The sequence below is a fragment of the Streptomyces sp. SAI-170 genome (assembly GCF_049739565.1).
GTDB lineage: Bacteria > Actinomycetota > Actinomycetes > Streptomycetales > Streptomycetaceae > Streptomyces.
The window spans coordinates 7,394,507-7,410,656 of sequence record NZ_JBMGQD010000001.1 but is presented as its reverse complement, the minus strand read 5'-3'; the positions used below and the strand labels follow the sequence as shown (position 1 = coordinate 7,410,656).

At 73.7% G+C, this 16,150-nt stretch carries 11 protein-coding genes; 6 read left to right on the top strand and 5 right to left on the bottom strand.

Annotation, left to right across the window (positions count from 1 at the left end; all coding sequences use genetic code 11):
• On the bottom strand, positions 1-4,560 hold the full coding sequence (locus RKD23_RS33395) for a DNRLRE domain-containing protein (RefSeq protein ID WP_424857087.1): 4,560 nt from the start codon (positions 4,558-4,560) through the stop codon (positions 1-3).
• A 206-nt stretch (positions 4,561-4,766) separates the two neighbouring features.
• On the opposite strand from RKD23_RS33395, the gene RKD23_RS33390 reads away from it, so the two are divergent.
• From RKD23_RS33390 to RKD23_RS33380, 3 genes are all read left to right on the top strand, one after another.
• Positions 4,767-5,351 carry a TetR/AcrR family transcriptional regulator gene (locus RKD23_RS33390; RefSeq protein ID WP_424857086.1) on the top strand — a complete coding sequence of 195 codons (585 nt, stop codon included), beginning with the start codon at positions 4,767-4,769 and terminating at the stop codon, positions 5,349-5,351.
• A 76-nt stretch (positions 5,352-5,427) separates the two neighbouring features.
• Positions 5,428-7,023, top strand: a complete 1,596-nt coding sequence (locus RKD23_RS33385; protein WP_424857085.1) for an MFS transporter — start codon at positions 5,428-5,430, stop codon at positions 7,021-7,023.
• Positions 7,024-7,027: 4 nt separating this feature from the next.
• Positions 7,028-7,792 (top strand): SDR family NAD(P)-dependent oxidoreductase, encoded by a 765-nt coding sequence (locus RKD23_RS33380; RefSeq protein ID WP_424857084.1) that lies wholly within the window; start codon positions 7,028-7,030, stop codon positions 7,790-7,792.
• A gap of 33 nt (positions 7,793-7,825) precedes the next feature.
• Here the strand turns inward: RKD23_RS33380 and RKD23_RS33375 are convergent, their stop codons facing one another.
• A complete protein-coding gene (locus RKD23_RS33375) occupies positions 7,826-9,067 on the bottom strand; it encodes an ROK family protein (RefSeq protein ID WP_424857083.1) in 1,242 nt (413 codons plus the stop codon).
• Between the two features lie 25 nt (positions 9,068-9,092).
• The gene (locus tag RKD23_RS33370) at positions 9,093-9,749 is read right to left on the bottom strand and encodes an alpha-ketoglutarate-dependent dioxygenase AlkB family protein (protein ID WP_424857082.1); all 657 of its coding nucleotides are present in this window, start codon (positions 9,747-9,749) and stop codon (positions 9,093-9,095) included.
• Between the two features lie 67 nt (positions 9,750-9,816).
• Between RKD23_RS33370 and RKD23_RS33365 the strand changes: the two genes are divergently transcribed.
• Positions 9,817-10,950 (top strand): methyltransferase, encoded by a 1,134-nt coding sequence (locus tag RKD23_RS33365; protein WP_424857081.1) that lies wholly within the window; start codon positions 9,817-9,819, stop codon positions 10,948-10,950.
• On the opposite strand, the gene RKD23_RS33360 is transcribed toward RKD23_RS33365, so the two are convergent.
• Positions 10,940-11,797: a class II fructose-bisphosphate aldolase gene (locus tag RKD23_RS33360; protein WP_424857080.1), complete on the bottom strand. Its 858-nt coding sequence runs from the start codon at positions 11,795-11,797 to the stop codon at positions 10,940-10,942. The genes RKD23_RS33365 and RKD23_RS33360 overlap by 11 nt on opposite strands.
• 651 nt (positions 11,798-12,448) lie before the next feature.
• The gene (locus RKD23_RS33355) at positions 12,449-13,330 is read right to left on the bottom strand and encodes an SIS domain-containing protein (RefSeq protein WP_424857079.1); all 882 of its coding nucleotides are present in this window, start codon (positions 13,328-13,330) and stop codon (positions 12,449-12,451) included.
• A gap of 147 nt (positions 13,331-13,477) precedes the next feature.
• Here RKD23_RS33355 and RKD23_RS33350 point away from each other — a divergent pair, with 147 nt between their 5' ends.
• Positions 13,478-14,257, top strand: a complete 780-nt coding sequence (locus RKD23_RS33350; RefSeq protein WP_424857078.1) for a DeoR/GlpR family DNA-binding transcription regulator — start codon at positions 13,478-13,480, stop codon at positions 14,255-14,257.
• Positions 14,258-14,317: 60 nt separating this feature from the next.
• The gene (locus tag RKD23_RS33345) at positions 14,318-16,150 is read left to right on the top strand and encodes a glycoside hydrolase family 15 protein (RefSeq protein ID WP_424857077.1); all 1,833 of its coding nucleotides are present in this window, start codon (positions 14,318-14,320) and stop codon (positions 16,148-16,150) included.

Sequence of the window (16,150 nt, the reverse complement as noted above, 5' to 3'; positions counted from 1 at the left end):
TCAGTACCTCGCCACCGTGCCGGGGAACGCGCTGTTGGCCAGCCCGATGTCCGTGAAGTACAGCCAGCACGGGTCGAAGAGGCCGCCGCTGTTGTCCCCGCCGCCGCCTCCGCCGCCGGAGATGATGCCCTTGGCGTAGGCGCGGCCGCTGCCGTCGACGGTGTACGTCGGACCGCCGGAGTCACCCTTGATGGTGCAGGTGCCGGAGGTCTTCTTGGCGACGACCATGTTCCTGGCGACGGAGCCGTCGTCGTCGTACTTGATGGTCGCCTGGGTGGACTTCACCTTCCAGCCGCACTTCTCGCCGGTCATCATGCCGCCCGTGCAGAACTGGTCACCGCTCTGCGCCCAGCGCCGCCAGTAGTCGTGGACCTCCCGCGACGTGCTGGACGTCTTGCCGCCCTTGTAGATACGGGCCGACGCCGTGCTGCCCGGAAGGACCCGGTACAGGGAGAGGTCACCGGAGTAGTAGCTCTGGCCGGACAGCTTCACCGAGCCCGAGCCGTTCTTCCAGTTGTCGCGGACGACGGGGCCGATGTAGTCCTTCTCGGCCGGGTCGAGGATGGTGCCGTTGCCGGAGGTGCAGTGGCCGGCGGTGACCATGTACCACTTGCCGTCGTACCGCCAGGAGAAGCCGGCGGTGCACCACTTGGCCGACGTGTTGGAGACGTACGACTTGATGCGCGCACCGCCGTAGTAGGGCGAGGTGTCGTACTGGCGGTTGGCCTGCTGTTCCACGGCGGCGGTGCCGGGCGCCACCTCCACGGCCACCGCGTCGGTGCCGTAGCGCTCGCCGAGGGCCGTGACGAGGGCCGGTGCGGCCGTCTCGGTCTCCACGACGACCCGGTTCTCCACGGCGTCGACATAGGCGACATGCAGATCCCCGGCGCCGGGCAGCTCCGTCTCCGGCAGCAGAAGGACCTCGTCGCGCACGGACTGCAGTGCGGTGACGCTGTTCTCCACGACCTCGGTGTGCGGGGTGATCTGCTCGGTGACGGTCGTGCCGGTGGGCGCGGGGGCCGTCTCCGGGGCGTCCTCCGGCATCGGGTAGGACTCCTCGCCGGTGGTCTCCGCGGAGCCGTCGGCGGGCGGCACCGCCACCTCCGACTCGTCGGTGATGGTGTCCGGCTTGGTGCCCTCCTCGGTGTCCTCGGCGGGCAGACCGGTGCCCTCGTCCGCGGGGACCTGTGTCACCTGGATCGGGGCGGCCGCCTCGTCGGCGGACGTCTGCTCGACGACCGGCGCGACCAGGTCGCCCGAGACCGGGTCGACGTAAGGAGGGGCGTAGGCGTCGGGCGCCTCGGCGGCGCGGGCCTCGGCCTGCTGCAGGGCGTAGGCCTGGGCGGGCTCGGCCTCCGGCACGTCGCCCGCGCCGCCGCCGTCGATGACCTCAACACGGTCGACGACCACGGAGACCGGCTCGGCCGCGGGCGGGGCGTAGGCGCCGCCGAAACGTGCGCCGATCTGCAGGCCGCCGCTGCCGGACAGGGACGAGGTGTCCCACAGCAGCTTGGGCGCGCTGCCGCCGGTGAGCGCCACCGGCCAGGTCACGGCGGTGCCGTCGACCCGGGTGACCTGCGCGACCGGGATGACCTGCCAGGGGTCGGCGGACGAGGCCCGCTGCAGGAAGGTGACGTCCGTCAGCGAGGCCGGGGCGGCGACCGCGAGGTCGACCGTGCCGACGAGCACCTCGCCGTTGGCGGGGGCGGTCACGACGGCCCGGCCCACGTGGAAGGCGCGCTGGGTCGCGGCCGAGACGTTGCCGGCCCGGTCGGTGGCCGTGACGGTGAGCCGGTGGCTGCCCTCGGTCGCCGGGGTGACCGGCAGGTCCACGGGTCCGCCGGTGGTGGTGACGATCTGCGCGGCACCGCCGTCCAGCGTGTACGTCAGGCTGCGGGTGTCGGTGCCCGCGGGCGTCAGGGTGAAGGTGCCGGTCACGTTCGCGCCGCCGGCCCAGGCGTCCGCCGGGTAGGCCGCGGAGTTCACGGCCGGGGCGCCTGGTGCGGTGGTGTCGACGGTGAAGCGGTAGTGCGAGGCCGCCCCGCCCGTGCCGTTGCCGTCGATGCCGCGCACATGCAGGTACCAGGTGCCCTCGGTACGGGTCGTGCTGTACGAGGTCGTGGTGGTCTCGGCGGTGGTGTCCGGGACGGTGTCGGCGAGGGCGTCGACGACGACGCTGTAGCCGGCGGAGGCCCCGGTGGGCGCGGTCCAGGTGGCGCTGAAGGAACCGCTCTTGTACGCGCCGGTCTGGTCCGGGTGGGTGGTGGAGCTGATCACCGGGCTCGGCGGCAGCGTCATGTCGACCCGGAACGGCAGATGCGCCGCGCCGGCCGACCAGTTGCCGGCCCGGTCCTTGGCCCGTACGTGCAGGTACCAGGTGCCGTCCGCGTCGACGGTGGTGGTGAGGCCCGTAGCCGTCTGCACGGTGCCGGTGGTGGCCGGCAGGGTGTCGGCGACGCGGTCGACGGTGACCGCGTACCCGGCCGCGCCGGACAGGTCGGTGGGTGCCGACCAGCTGAAGGACGCGGTGCGGTTGGCGTACGCGCTGGACGTCACGGGGTGTGTGGAGGAGGCCAGGCCGCCGGGCGTGCCGGGGGCGGTGGTGTCGACGTTGAAGGACAGATGCCGGGTCGGCGACCACAGGCCGGCCTTGTCCTGGGCGGCCGCGTGCACCCACCAGGTGCCGTCGGTGCGCCCGGACCAGGTCACGTCGGGGGTCGTCTGGGTGACGGTGGTCCCGGCGGCGGTGGTCGGGCTCTGGTCGAGCTTGACCGCGTAGCCGGTCACGCCGGAGGCGTCGGTCGCGGCGAGCGTGCCGGTGAACGTGGTGGCGCCGTACCAGGCCGTCGTGGACGGGTGGCTGGTGGAGGTGAGGGCCGGGGTGGACGGGGCCGTCGTGTCGACGGTGAACGTCTGGAACGCCGACCAGGCCCCGGTGTCGGTGCCGTCCGACGCTCGGGCCCGCCACTTGTAGTCGCCGGGCGTCAGCGTGGCTGCCGTGTGGGTGGCGACCGCGCCGGAGGCGACGGAGGCGGAGGTGCCGGTCTGCAGGGCCGCGGTGCCGTTCGCCGCCCACACCTCGAAGCTCAGCGTGAGCTGCTGGCCGTCGGCGTCCGTGGCCTTGGCGGACAGCGTGGGCGTGGTGTCGGCGGTGTAGGTGCCGGACAGCGGGGAGACGGCCGTCGCGGTACCGGGCTTGGAGTTGTAGGTGACCGTGAGGGAGGGTTCGTAGGCGGCGTTGTGCGAGCCGTCCGTCTGGTTCGCCGAGTGGTAGCGGCGCCAGGTCAGCGGGTCGGTCTCGTCCACGGCCGCGATCCGCACACCGTGGTTGGGCTGGCCGTCCGCCCAGGCCTGCACGATGCCGTCGATGTCCCAGGAGACATGTCCGGCCGGGCAGGTGGAGTTGTAGCCCTTGGCGGCGGTGGAGGTCACGGCGCCGGTCGAGGTGGTCGTCGGCTGTGCGTCCCAGGTGATGGCCGACGGGTCCCAGGAGGACGTGATACGGCGGACCTGGTTGCCGGCGTTGTCGGTGTTGCAGGTGGACGAGTAGTACGAGTACAGCCGCAGGTCGGTGTCCAGGACGTGCTTGCCGGTGTACTTCGCCACGTCGAACTTCAGGTACGAGCGGGCCTTCTCGGAGCCGTTGTAGGTACCGGCCTTCAGCTCGGTCGAGCCGCGCTGCGAGGTGAGGTAGTCGTCGTACTGCACCCAGGTGTCGGTCACCGGGCCGAGCAGGGAGTCGGTCGGGTCGATGGTGACCGGGTACTCGAGGCCGGGGTCGGAGAGGAACTCGTCGTCGGGCTCCAGGACCAGCACCTGGTCGCCGGTGGCCGTGTCCCGCTCGACGGTGACGTCGATGGCCGCGAGGTCCTCGGGCTCACCGGAGGCGGTCCTCTCCCCCGCGCCCCACATCACCGGCAGCGGCGCGGTGGCCACCGTACGGCCGCTGCTGTCGCTCCAGCGCAGGCGTTCGTCGGCGGTCTCGTGCAGGGTGAGGCCGTCGGCGGAGACGGGCAGCCGGTAGCTGACCGGGCCGTCGGGGCGCTCGTTGAGGACGACGGAGTGGGAGAAGCCCTCCTTGAGGGCGGTCACCACGAGGTCGCCGCCCTCGACGGCGCCCGGGTAGACGGCGGTCGGGCCGTCGAGGCGCGGCTCGGGCAGCTTCCCGGGCCAGTCCAGGCCCAGCGTGCGGCCGCCGCGGGAGACCTCGGCCAGCGGTTCGCCCGAACCGCCGCCGGAGAAGGCGATGTCCGCGGCCGCGGTCCTCGGCCGCACCACGCCGTCCTCGGCGACGAGGGTGGTGTCGACGGGCTTCCAGGTGCCGTCGGGCTGCTTGACGCGGATCGGGCCGGTGTACGCCTCGACGGTGGTGGTGCCGTCGGCGTTGGCCCAGGTGGTGGTGGACTCGGTGCGCTCGGAGACGAGTTCGGTCCGCGCGGCCGGGGGTGCCTCCGGCGCTGCGGCGGCCTCGGTGGCCGGGTCGGTGTCCTCGGCGACCGCGGGGACGGTGAGCAGGGGCAGCGGGGCGCACACGAGGGCGGCCAACAGCGCTGCGGTCACGGCTCGTTGCTTGCGGCGGGGTCTTCGCCCGCCCGAGGCCGGGCCGGCCGACGCGGAGTGAGGCACAGGGGGTCCTTTCAAGTCATCCTGGCTGAAGATCGGCTGAGCTTAGACCTGCACATGTCACACCCACAAAGGGAATCGGCAAGTCCGGTTCCCTCGGTCTTAGTTGACCGATCGTTCTTGAATTGCTTAGAGTTCAACTCATGGCCCGCACCAAGGAGTTCGACCCCGATGCCGTTCTGCAGTCCGCGCTGGAGCTGTTCTGGCGGCGCGGCTACGAGGCCACCTCGATGGCCGACCTCGTCGAGCACCTCGGCATCGGCCGGGCCAGCCTGTACGCCACGTTCGGCAACAAGCGCGACCTGTACCTCAAGGCGCTCGACCGGTACGGCGAGCAGTCCCACCCGCGTCTGCTGCGCGAGTTGTCACAGCCGGGGCCCGCACTGCCGGCCGTGTGCTCGGTGGTGCGCCGGTTCGCGGCGGAGGCCGCCGACGACTCCCGCCGCGAGACCGGCTGCTTCATGACCAACACCGCCGCCGAACTCGCCCCGCACGACAGCGCGATGGCCCGCCGCGTCGAGCTGAGCTGGGAGCACGTGGAGACACTGCTGCACTCGGCACTGGTACGCGCCCAGGAGCAGGGCGAACTCCCCCGGGACCGCGATCCGGCGGCCCTGGCCCGCATGCTGCTGGTGCTGATGCAGGGGCTGCGAGTGGTCGGCAAGGCCTCCACGGACCCGGCCCGGGTGCGGGACGCGGCGGAACAGGCGCTGCGACTGCTGGACTGAGCCGGCCCCGTCCATAGCCATGGCGGGGTTTCGCACGCCCAAATACTGAACCGATCGGTCAAGAAAGGGGGGACTCATGACCGCGATCGCCTGCGTCCCGCAGACCCGGTCCGTCACACGCGGCGCGTTCGCGCTGCTCGGCTCGGTCCAGGTCACGCTGATCTTCACGCTGGCCGCGATCGCCGTGCCGCTGCCCGAGATCGGGGCCCGATTCACCCTGCACCGCGAGGGGTTGGTGCTGCTGAGCGCCGCCTACGGGCTGACCTTCGCGGGGCTGCTGCTGTTCGGCGGCCGGCTCTCGGACCGCTGGGGAGGGCGGCGCGCGCTGCTGACCGGGCTGGGGCTCTTCGCGGTCGCGTCGGCCGCCGCGCCGCTCGCCCCGACCTACGGTGCCCTGCTCGCGGCACGGTTCGCGCAGGGCGCCGGGGCGGCCCTGACCGCGCCGGCCGCGATGGCCGTGCTGCGGACGCTGTTCACCGAAGGCGCCGCGTACCGGCGGGCGATGGCGACCTGGGGCGGTCTGTCCGTACTGGGCGCGACGGCCGGGAACCTGCTGTCCGGGGTGACGTCGGCACTGCTGTCCTGGCGCTGGGCCCTGGCCCTGCCACCGGTCGCCGCCATGGCTGCGCTGCTGCTCGCCCCCCGCGTGCTGCCGACCGGCGCCGCGCGTGCGGCGGGCCGTGGTGAACTCGACGTCGGCGGGGCGCGGCCGGCTGGCCGCGCACGGACGGCGAGCCGTGGTGGACTCGACGCCACCGGGGCGCTGCCGGCCGACCCCATACGGACGGCGAGCCGCGGTGGACTCGACATCGGCGGGGCACGGCCGCCCGGCCCCGCGCGGGCGGCGGGCTGTGGAGGTCTCGACGCCACCGGGGCACTGCCAGCCGGCCCCACACGTACGGCGAGCCGCGGTCGACTCGACGTCGGCGGGGCGGTGCTGGGCACCGGCGGGGTCGTGGCGGTCAGTTACGGGCTCGTGCTGACCGACGCCTGGCCCTGGACGTCCGTCCGGGTGCTGGTCCCGCTGGCCGTCGGGGTCGTGCTGCTCGCCGGGTTCGCGCTGGTCGAGCGGCGGGTGCGGGACCCGCTGCTGCCGCCCGGGTTCCTGCGCGACGGCCGGCGGGTGCGGGGGCTCGCCGCCACCGCGCTCACGGCGGCCGGGACCAGCACGGTGTTCGTGCTGTTCTCCCTCCACCTCCAGGACGTGCGCGACTGGTCGGCGCTGCGGACGTCCGCCGCCTTCCTGCCGTTCGCCCTCGCGCTGCTCGCCGCCGGGCGCCTCGCGGGACCGCTCGTCGGGCGTCTGGGCCCGGCCGTCGTCACCGGCGGCGGACTGGCCGTGGCCGCCGCGGGGCTCGGGCTGCTCGCCCTGCTCGGGCTCGACACCGGCGTGCCGTACGCCGTCGGGGTGCTGCCCGGGTTCCTGCTGCTGCCGGCCGGGGCGGCCGCGTCCTTCGCCGGGGCGGCCGTCCTGGCCACCGACCGGGTGCCCGCCGAGCGCACCGGGCTCGCCGGCAGCGTGCACAACGCCGCGATGGAGACGGGCCCGACCGTCGTCTTCGCCCTCCTGCTCGCCGTCGGCGGCGACCGGTCCAGCCTCGCCGCGGCGGCCGTCCTGTTCGCCTGCGCCGCGTTCGCGCCCTCGGATTTCCGTTCACCGAAAGGAAGTTGATCTCATGTCCGACAACCGCTTCTCCGGACGTACCGTCCTCGTCACCGGCGCCGGCTCCGGCATCGGGCGGGCCATCGCCCTCGCGTTCGCCGCCGAGGGGGCCCGGGTCGTGGCGGCCGGGCGCCGCATCGGACCGCTGGAGGAGACCGTCGCGCTCGCGGAGAAGGCCGGCGGCACGGCCGTCGCCCGGGTCGCCGATGTGTCGCGGGCCACCGAGGTGGAGGCGCTCGTGCGGGGCGTGGCCGAGGAGTTCGGGTCGCTGGACGTGGCCGTGAACAACGCCGGCGTCTTCCGGGGCGGGCCGGTCGCCGACATGCCGGAGGAGGACTGGCGGGAGCTGTTCGACATCAACGTCACCGGCGTCTTCCTCGCTCTGCGGGCCGAGGTGGCGCAGATGCGCAGCCAGCCGCGCGGCGGCGCGATCGTCAACGTCTCCTCCCAGCTCGGCGCGCACATGCAGCGGCCCGGCGCCACCGCGTACGCCGCGAGCAAGGCGGCCGTGACCTCGCTGACCCGCGGCGCGGCCCTGGAGTACATCGCCGACGGCGTGCGCATCAACACCGTCAGCCCCGGCGCCACCGCCACGACCATGTCGCTGAGGCCCGGGGAGAGCGAAGCCGAGCGTGTCGTCCGGATGAAGGACGAGTCGCCGCTGGGCCGGGTCGCGGCCACGGAGGAGGTTGCCCAGGCGGTGCTGTACCTGGCGTCCGACGCGGCGGGCGCGATGGTGGGCACCGATCTGGTGATCGACGGAGGGGCCACGCTGTAACTCGTACAGCACAGCAGTGGTCGTGCGGCGTCCTCAGGCGGCCAGTGCCCCCAGCGGGTCGTCCAGGACCGGCTGCCAGGCCAGTTCGGCCGCGCCGACCAGGCTGTTGTGGTCCAGGGAGCAGGCCAGGATGGGGACGCCACCGCTGCGGCCCCACAGGCTGCGGTCGGCGACGACGGCCCGCAGCCGGTCCGGGTCGGCCTCCAGCAGCGTGCGGTGCAGGCCGCCGAGGATGATGCGGTCCGGGTTGAGGATGTTGACCAGCCCGGCGAGGCCGAGGCCGAGGCGGTCGATGAGGGCCTCGGCGGCGGTGCGCACGACCGGGTCGGCGTACTCCCGGCGGAGCAGGTCGTTGGCCTGCTGGAGCAGGGACACCTCGGGGCCGGGGGTGCGTCCGGCGGTGGTGAGCAGGGCCAGCGGGTCGGCCTCGACGTCGAGGCAGCCGCGGCTGCCGCAGTGGCAGGGGCGGCCCTCGGGGTTGACGGTGAGGTGGCCGACCTCCAGGGCGAGGCCGCCGCTGCCGGTGTGCAGCCGGCCGTCGAGCACCAGGGCGCCGCCGACGCCGCGGTGTCCGGTGGCCACGCACAGCAGGTCACGGGCGCCGCGTCCGGCTCCGTGCCGGTGCTCGGCGAGGGCGGCGAGGTTGACGTCGTTGGCGGCGAAGGCAGGCTCCTCGATGCCCGCCTCGCGCACACAGTCGGCGAAGATCTCCCGCACCGGAGCCCCCGCCGGCCAGGCCAGGTGCAGGGGGTTGAGGGCGAGGCCCTCCGGCTCGGCCATCGCGGACGGCACGGCGAGCCCGGCGCCGACACAGCGCCGCCCGGTCTCCCGCAGCAGCCGGGCGCCCGCCTCCACGACCGAGCCGAGCACCTTCGCCGGGTCGGCGTCGACGACCTCGCAGCCCGGCGCGGTCGCCACGATCCGCCCGCCGAGGCCGACCAGCGCCGCCCGGAACCCGTCGGAGTGCACCTGCGCGGCCAGTGCCACGGGGCCGTCCTCGGCGACCTCCAGGCGGTGCGAGGGCCGGCCCTGCGAACCGGCGGCGGCTCCCGGCCGGGCGTCGACCCGGATCAGGCCGAGCGCCTCCAGCTCGGCCGCGACCGCGCCGGCCGTGGCGCGGGTGACGCCGAGTTCCGCGGTCAGCACGGCGCGGGTGGGCGCCCGTCCGGTGTGCACGAGCTCCAACGCGGGCCCGAGCGCACCGCGCCCCCGGTCCAACCGCGTCCTCGAGGTGGTCCCTTCCCCCGCCGGCCGGGGGTCCGCCTTGCCGCTCATGAGGGCGAGTCTCCCATGATCCCCATCAGGGGCCGGCCACCGGGAAGCCGCTGACCCGCAGGGTGACGTTCAGCCGTCCGGTCAGGCCCAGCCGGGCGGGCGCGGTGCCGGGCAGCACCCTCGGCACGCCGTGGTACGCGTACCGCGACGGCCCGCCGAACACGAACAGGTCCCCGCTGCGCAGCTCGACGTCCGTCCACGGCCGGTTACGGGTCTCGGTGTTGCCGAAGCGGAAGACGCAGGTGTCGCCGAGGCTCAGCGACACCACCGGCGCGTCGGAGCGCTCGTCGGCGTCGCGGTGCATGCCCATGCGGGCGTCACCCTCGTAGAAGTTGATCAGCGCGATGTCGTACGGCGGCGCCTGCTCCCCCAAGGCCTCGCTCGCCGCCCGCCGGCCCAGTTCGCCGAGCCAGGCCGGGAAGGGCTTGACCGGGGTGCCGTCGCCGTCGACGACGGTGCGGGCGTAGGCGTACGGGTACCAGTGCCAGCCCAGACAGACCTGGCGGGCGGTCATGGTGCCGCCGCCGGGGGTGCGGACCGTGCGCAGGCCGGCGGGTGGGCGCGCCCACGCGCGGCAGGCGGCCAGCAGCTCGCGCTGGCGGGCCTCGTCGAGCCAGTCCGGCACATGGACCGCGCCCGGCGCCGGCTCCGTACGCACGCGGGGGAACAGCTCGGCGTCCATGCGCCCATCCTCCCCCACCCGTGCTGAGCTGCGGCTCGGCTAGCCTGGACGCACGATGAACGACCGTATGACGACTCCCTGGGGCGAGCTTCAGCTGGCCCGCTTCCCCGAGGACCCGCGCGACAGGCTGCGCGCCTGGGACGCCTCCGACGAATACCTGCTGCGGCATCTCGCCGACGCGGGCGTCGACCTGTCCGGAACGGTCGTGGTGCTCGGCGACCGGTGGGGCGCGCTGGTGACGGCACTGGCGGCGCACCGGCCGGTGCAGATCACCGACTCCTATCTGGGCCAGGAGGCGAGCCGGGCCAACCTGGCGCGGGCCGGTGTGGAGCCGGGCGCGGTGCAGCTGCTCACCACGCAGGACACGCCGCCGCCGAGGATCGACGTGCTGCTGGTGCGGGTGCCCAAGAGCCTCGCCCTGCTGGAGGACCAGCTCCAGCGGCTGGCGCCCGCGCTGCACGAGGGCACGGTCGTCGTCGGTACCGGCATGGTCAAGGAGATCCACACCTCCACGCTCCAGCTGTTCGAGCGGATCGTCGGCCCGACCCGGACCTCGCTCGCCGAGAAGAAGGCACGGCTGATCTTCTGCACGCCGGACGCCGCGCTGGAGCGGCCCGCCAACCCGTGGCCGTACCGCTACGACCTGCCCGCGGGCGTCGGCCCCGTCTCGGGCCGTACGGTCGTCAACCACGCGGGCGTCTTCTGCGCCGACCGCCTCGACATCGGCACCCGGTTCTTCCTCGGCCACCTGCCCGCCACGCGCGGCGCCCGCCGGGTGGTGGACCTCGGCTGCGGCAACGGCGTGGTCGGTACGGCGGTGGCGCTGGCCAACCCCGAGGCGGAGGTGCTGTTCACCGACGAGTCGTTCCAGGCGGTGGCCTCCGCGGAGGCGACGTACCGGGCGAACGGCGTGCCGGGGCATGCCGAGTTCCGGGTCGGGGACGGGCTGGCGGGAGTGGCGGAGGGCAGTGTCGACCTCGTGCTGAACAACCCTCCCTTCCACTCCCACCAGGCGACGACCGACTCGACGGCGTGGCGGATGTTCAGCGGGGCTCGGCGGGTGCTGCGGCCGGGCGGCGAGCTGTGGGTGATCGGCAACCGGCACCTGGGGTACCACGTGAAGCTGCGGAAGGTGTTCGGCAACAGCCAACTCGTCGCCAGCGACCCGAAGTTCGTGGTGCTGAAGGCGGTCAGACGGTAGCGCCGAGCAGTCGTACGAGGCCCGCGACCGCCTGTGCCATCGCGTCGCGGCCCACGCTGAGGTAGGTGCGGGAGTCGACGGCTTCGGGGTGGGCGGCGAGGAACTCCCGGATGGCGCCGGTCATGGCCACGTTGAGGGCGGTGCCGATGTTGACCTTGGTGATGCCGCCGGTGACCGCGGCGGTCAGCTCGTCGTCGGGGACGCCCGAGGAGCCGTGCAGCACGAGCGGCACGTCCAGCGCGGTCGACAGGCGTTTGAGCAGGTCGTGGTCGAGGGTGGCGGTGCGCGTGGTCATGGCGTGCACACTGCCGACGGCGACGGCGAGGGCGTCCACGCCGGAGTCCGCGACGAACGCCCGGGCCTCAGTGGGGTCGGTCCGGGCACCCGGCGCGTGCGCGTCCAGCGCGGGACGCCCTGCCTTGCCGCCGACCTCGCCCAACTCGGCCTCGATCCAGAGGCCTTGGGCGTGGGCCCAGTCGGCGGCGGCTCGGGTGGCGGCGAGGTTCTCGGCGTACGGCAGCCGTGAGGCGTCGTACATCACCGAGCTGAACCCCGCCTCGGGCGCCTGGCGCAGCAGTGCGTCGCTCTGCACATGGTCCAGGTGCAGAGCCACGGGCACATCGGCCCGTTCGGCCGCGGCGACGGCAGCGCGGGCCAGCGGCAGCAGGCGCCCGTAGCGGAACTTGACGGCGTTCTCACTGACCTGGAGCACGACGGGCGCGCCGACGCTCTCGGCACCGGCGATGACGGCCTCGATATGCTCCAGGGTGACGACGTTGAAGGCGGCGACGGCACGACGGTCCGCGGCGGCGCGGGCGACGAGCTCACCGGTGGTGCAGAGGGACACGCGGGCTCTCCCTGGGGCGAGGGCTGTCGGGGGGATCGGGGGGCAGGGCTCAGGGCCCGGGGCTCGGGAGTCAGGGCTCACGGGCTCGGCCCGGGGCTGGGGGGCTTGGGGCTCGGGCTCGGGGGCTCGGGGGCTCGGGGGTTCAGAACTCGGGGGCCGCAGCTCAGGGCTCGCGGGCTCAGGGCTCGGGACCCGGGGCTCAGGACTCGGGACTCGGGGCTCAGGACTCGGGACCCGGGACTCAGGGCCCGGGGGCTCAGGGCCCGGGGGCTCAGGGCCCGGGGGCTCAGGGCTCTCGGACTCGGGGCTCAGGGCTCAGGGCTCGGCGCTCAGGGGCTCGGGGCCCGGGCTCGGGAGTCAGGGCTCGGGGGCTCAGGGCTCACGGGTTCGGGGTCGGGGCTCGGGGGCTTGAAGGCTTGGGACTCAGGGCTCAGGACCCGGGGCTCGGGGCTCAGGACTCGGGACTCGGGGCTCAGGGATCGGGAGTCGGCACTCGGGGCTCAGGACTCACAGACTCAGGGCCCACGGCGCACGACCCACGGACCACGGACCACGGACCCCTGCGCCCCCGGGCCTCCGGACCCCCGGACCCCCTGACCCCCTGACCCCCTGACCCCCTGCCCCCCGGCGCGAGCATCACCGAGCACCGGCTCACGGCGTGAGGATCACCGACCGCGTCAGATGGCGCGGGTTGTCCGGGTCCAGGCCGCGTGCGGTGGCGATCGCGACGGCGAGGCGCTGGGCGCGGACGAGTTCGGCGAGCGGGTCGAGGCCGCCGGCCAGCCAGCGGCCGCCGGTCGCCCGTACCTGGTCGGCGAGCCCCTCGGGCGCCTGGCCGAACATCCAGGTCGCCGTGGTGGGCCCGGTGACGCTGATCGGCCCGTGGCGGTACTCCATCGCCGGGTAGGCCTCCGCCCAGGACAGGGACGCCTCGCGCATCTTGAGCGCGGCCTCGTTGGCCAGGCCCACGGTCCAGCCCCGGCCGAGGAAGGTGAACTGGGTGCGTTCGACGAGGCCTTGGGGCAGCGGCTCGGTGAGTGCGGTGCGGGCGTCGGTCACGGCGGAGTCGCGGTGCAGGCCCACATGGGCGCGGAGCAACGTCAGCGCGGTGGTGGCGAACCGGGTCTGGACGACGGAGCGTTCGTCGGCGTGGTCGAGGACGACCAGGTCGTCGGCGGCGTCCATGACCGGGGTGTGCGGGTCGGCGGTGATCGCGGTCGTGCGCACGCGTCCCCGCAACTCGGCGAGCAGTTCCAGGACTTCGGTGGTGGTGCCGGACCGGGTGAGGGCGACGACGCGGTCGTAGGACCGGCCGCGCGGGAACTCCGAGGCGGCGAAGGCGTCCGTCTCGCCCTGACCCGCGCCCTCGCGCAGGGCCGCGGCCGCCTGCGCCATGAAGTACGAGGTGCCGCAGCCGACGATCGCGACGCGCTCCCCCGCCGCGGGCAGCGCCGCGCGGTGCTCCGGTGCCTGCTGCGCGGCCCGCGTCCAGCACTCCGGCTGGCTGCTGAGCTCGTCCTCGACATGGGTCATGCCGTACCCCTCCCGAGCGGTGATTGTTCATGCAAGATAGCGCGAGCTTTCAAGCATCTTCAAGCATTTCGCGGGCATTCCTGCTGGCGGCGGGTGCGCTAGGGTCGCCCGGAACGCCGGTGACCTTGGGATTGGCTGGAGGTGCGGATGTCGCGCGACGCCCGCTGGAAGACGCTGCTGGAGCTGCTCGTGGAGCGCGGCCGGCTGGACGTCGAGGAGGCGGCGGCCGAGCTGGAGGTGTCGGCCGCGACGATCCGGCGCGACTTCGACCAGCTCGCCGAGCAGCAGATGCTCGTGCGCACGCGCGGCGGCGCGGTCGTGCACGGGGTGTCGTACGAGCTGCCGTTGCGCTACAAGACGGCCCGCCGCGCCTCGGAGAAGCAGCGCATCGCGCGGGCGGTCGCGGATCTGATCGCGCCCGGCGAGGCGGTCGGCCTGACCGGCGGGACGACCACGACGGAGGTGGCGCGCGCGCTGGCGGTGCGGGCCGACCTCACCTCGGGCTCGCCGGCGCTGACCGTCGTGACCAACGCGCTGAACATCGCCAACGAGCTGGCGGTGCGGCCCCAGTTCAAGATCGTGGTGACGGGCGGGGTGGCCCGGGCGCAGTCGTACGAGCTCATCGGGCCGCTCGCGGACGGGGTGCTCGGCCAGATCACCCTCGATGTCGCCGTCCTCGGAGTCGTCGCCTTCGACGTGACGCACGGGGCCGCCGCGCACGACGAGGCCGAGGCCGCCATCAACCGGCTGCTGTGCGAGCGCGCCGAGCGCGTGGTCGTCGCCGCCGACTCCAGCAAGCTGGGCCGCCGCGCCTTCGCCCGCATCTGCGCGGCCGAGGCCGTGAACACGCTGGTCACCGACTCGGCGGTGGAGGAGGAGACGGTCCGCCGCTTCGAGGAGGCCGGGATCACCGTCCGCGCCGTGTGACCCACGGGGTTCGTGTCTAAGCTGGTAGCCGCGCTGTGCGAGCCCGTGAGGGAGGCTGCGATGGCCGGGACACCGAGGTTCGAGGCGGTCGGCGAGGGCCGGTATCTGCCGATCTCCGACCACGGCCTGATCGGCGACCTGCGCAGTGTGGCCCTGGTGGGCACGAACGGCACGATCGACTGGTACTGCTGCCCGGCCTTCGACGCGCCCAGCGTCTTCGCCTCGATCCTGGACGCCGACCGGGGCGGCTGCTTCGAGCTCGCGGCGATCGGGCCGGCCCGTACCAAGCAGTTCTACTTCCCCGACACCAATGTGCTGATCACCCGCTTCTTCACCGAGGACGGCGTCGGCGAGGTGCAGGACTTCATGCCGGTCGGCGGTGAGTCGGTCGAGGCGGACCGGCACCGGCTGATCCGGCGGGTGGTGTGCGTACGCGGTTCGCTGCCGTTCCGGGTGCGGGTGGCGCCCCGCTTCGACTACGGCGCGCTGCCCCACACCCTGCGCACGGTCGGCGACATGGCGGTGTTCGAGTCCGAGAAGCTCTCCCTCGCGCTGACCGCGACCGTCCCGCTGGAGGTCCGGGGCCCGGACGCGCGGACCGACTTCAAGCTCGCCGAGGGCGAGTCGGCGGTGTTCGCCCTCGACCAGGTCGGCGGCGACGTCCAACCGCGCGGCTGCGCCCGCACCGAGGCGGAACGGCAGTTCACCGCGACGGTCGCGTACTGGCGGCGCTGGCTCGCCCAGTCCCGCTACCGGGGCCGCTGGCGCGAGATGGTGCACCGCTCCGCCCTCACCCTGAAGCTGCTCACCTACGCCCCCACCGGCGCGATCGTCGCCGCGGCCACCACCAGCCTGCCCGAACAGCTCGGCGGCGAACGCAACTGGGACTACCGGTACGTCTGGGTGCGCGACGCCGCGTTCTGCGTGTACGCCCTGCTGCGGCTGGGGTTCACCGGCGAGGCCGAGGCGTTCATGGAGTTCGTGACCCGGCACATCACCCCCGGCGACGGCCGCGCCTCCGGACCGCTGCAGATCATGTACGGCATCGACGGCCGCACCGACCTGACGGAGCGTGAACTGCCCCACCTGGAAGGCCATCACGGCTCCGCGCCCGTCCGGGTCGGCAACGCCGCCGCCGACCAGCTCCAGCTCGACATCTACGGCGCGCTGATCGACTCCGTCTACCTCTACGACAAGTGGGCCAAGCCCGTCTCCAGCGACCAGTGGGACGACGTGTGCGCCCTCGTCGACTGGGTGTGCGCGCACTGGGACCAGCCGGACGAGGGCGTCTGGGAGACGCGGGGCGGGCGCAAGAACTTCCTCTACTCGCGCCTGATGTGCTGGGTGGCCATCGAACGGGCCATCCGGATGGCCCACCGGCGCGGGCTGCCCGCCGACCTCAACCGCTGGCGGGAGGCCCGCGACACCATCTACCGGCGCATCATGAGCCGCGGCTGGTCCGCGTCCCGGCAGGCCTTCATCCAGCACGAGGACGGTGAAGTCCTGGACGCGGCCGTGCTGATGATGCCGCTGGCCAAGTTCATCGCGCCCACCGACCCCAAGTGGCTGTCCACGCTGGACGCCCTCACCCAGGACCTGGTGTCCGACTCGCTGGTCTACCGCTACGACCCGCAGGCCAGCCCCGACGGACTGCGCGGCGACGAAGGCACCTTCTCCATCTGCTCCTTCTGGTACGTCGAGGCGCTCGTGCGGGCGGGACGGCTGGACGAGGCCCGCCTCGCCTTCGAGAAGATGCTGACGTACGCCAACCATCTCGGCCTCTTCGCCGAGGAGATCAGCAGCACCGGTGAGCAACAGGGCAACTTCCCCCAGGCGTTCACCCACCTCGCCCTGATCAGCGCCGCCTTCAACCTCGACCGCGCCCTCGGCTGA

Excerpts from the sequence above, each read along its gene's own strand:
- RKD23_RS33390 (WP_424857086.1), top strand. The coding sequence starts at position 4,767 with ATGGCCCGCACCAAGGAGTTCGACCCCGATGCCGTTCTGCAGTCCGCG.
- RKD23_RS33385 (WP_424857085.1), top strand. The coding sequence starts at position 5,428 with ATGACCGCGATCGCCTGCGTCCCGCAGACCCGGTCCGTCACACGCGGC.
- RKD23_RS33380 (WP_424857084.1), top strand. The coding sequence starts at position 7,028 with ATGTCCGACAACCGCTTCTCCGGACGTACCGTCCTCGTCACCGGCGCC.
- RKD23_RS33375 (WP_424857083.1), bottom strand. The coding sequence starts at position 9,067 with ATGAGCGGCAAGGCGGACCCCCGGCCGGCGGGGGAAGGGACCACCTCG.
- RKD23_RS33370 (WP_424857082.1), bottom strand. The coding sequence starts at position 9,749 with ATGGACGCCGAGCTGTTCCCCCGCGTGCGTACGGAGCCGGCGCCGGGC.
- RKD23_RS33365 (WP_424857081.1), top strand. The coding sequence starts at position 9,817 with ATGACGACTCCCTGGGGCGAGCTTCAGCTGGCCCGCTTCCCCGAGGAC.
- RKD23_RS33355 (WP_424857079.1), bottom strand. The coding sequence starts at position 13,330 with ATGACCCATGTCGAGGACGAGCTCAGCAGCCAGCCGGAGTGCTGGACG.
- RKD23_RS33350 (WP_424857078.1), top strand. The coding sequence starts at position 13,478 with ATGTCGCGCGACGCCCGCTGGAAGACGCTGCTGGAGCTGCTCGTGGAG.
- RKD23_RS33345 (WP_424857077.1), top strand. The coding sequence starts at position 14,318 with ATGGCCGGGACACCGAGGTTCGAGGCGGTCGGCGAGGGCCGGTATCTG.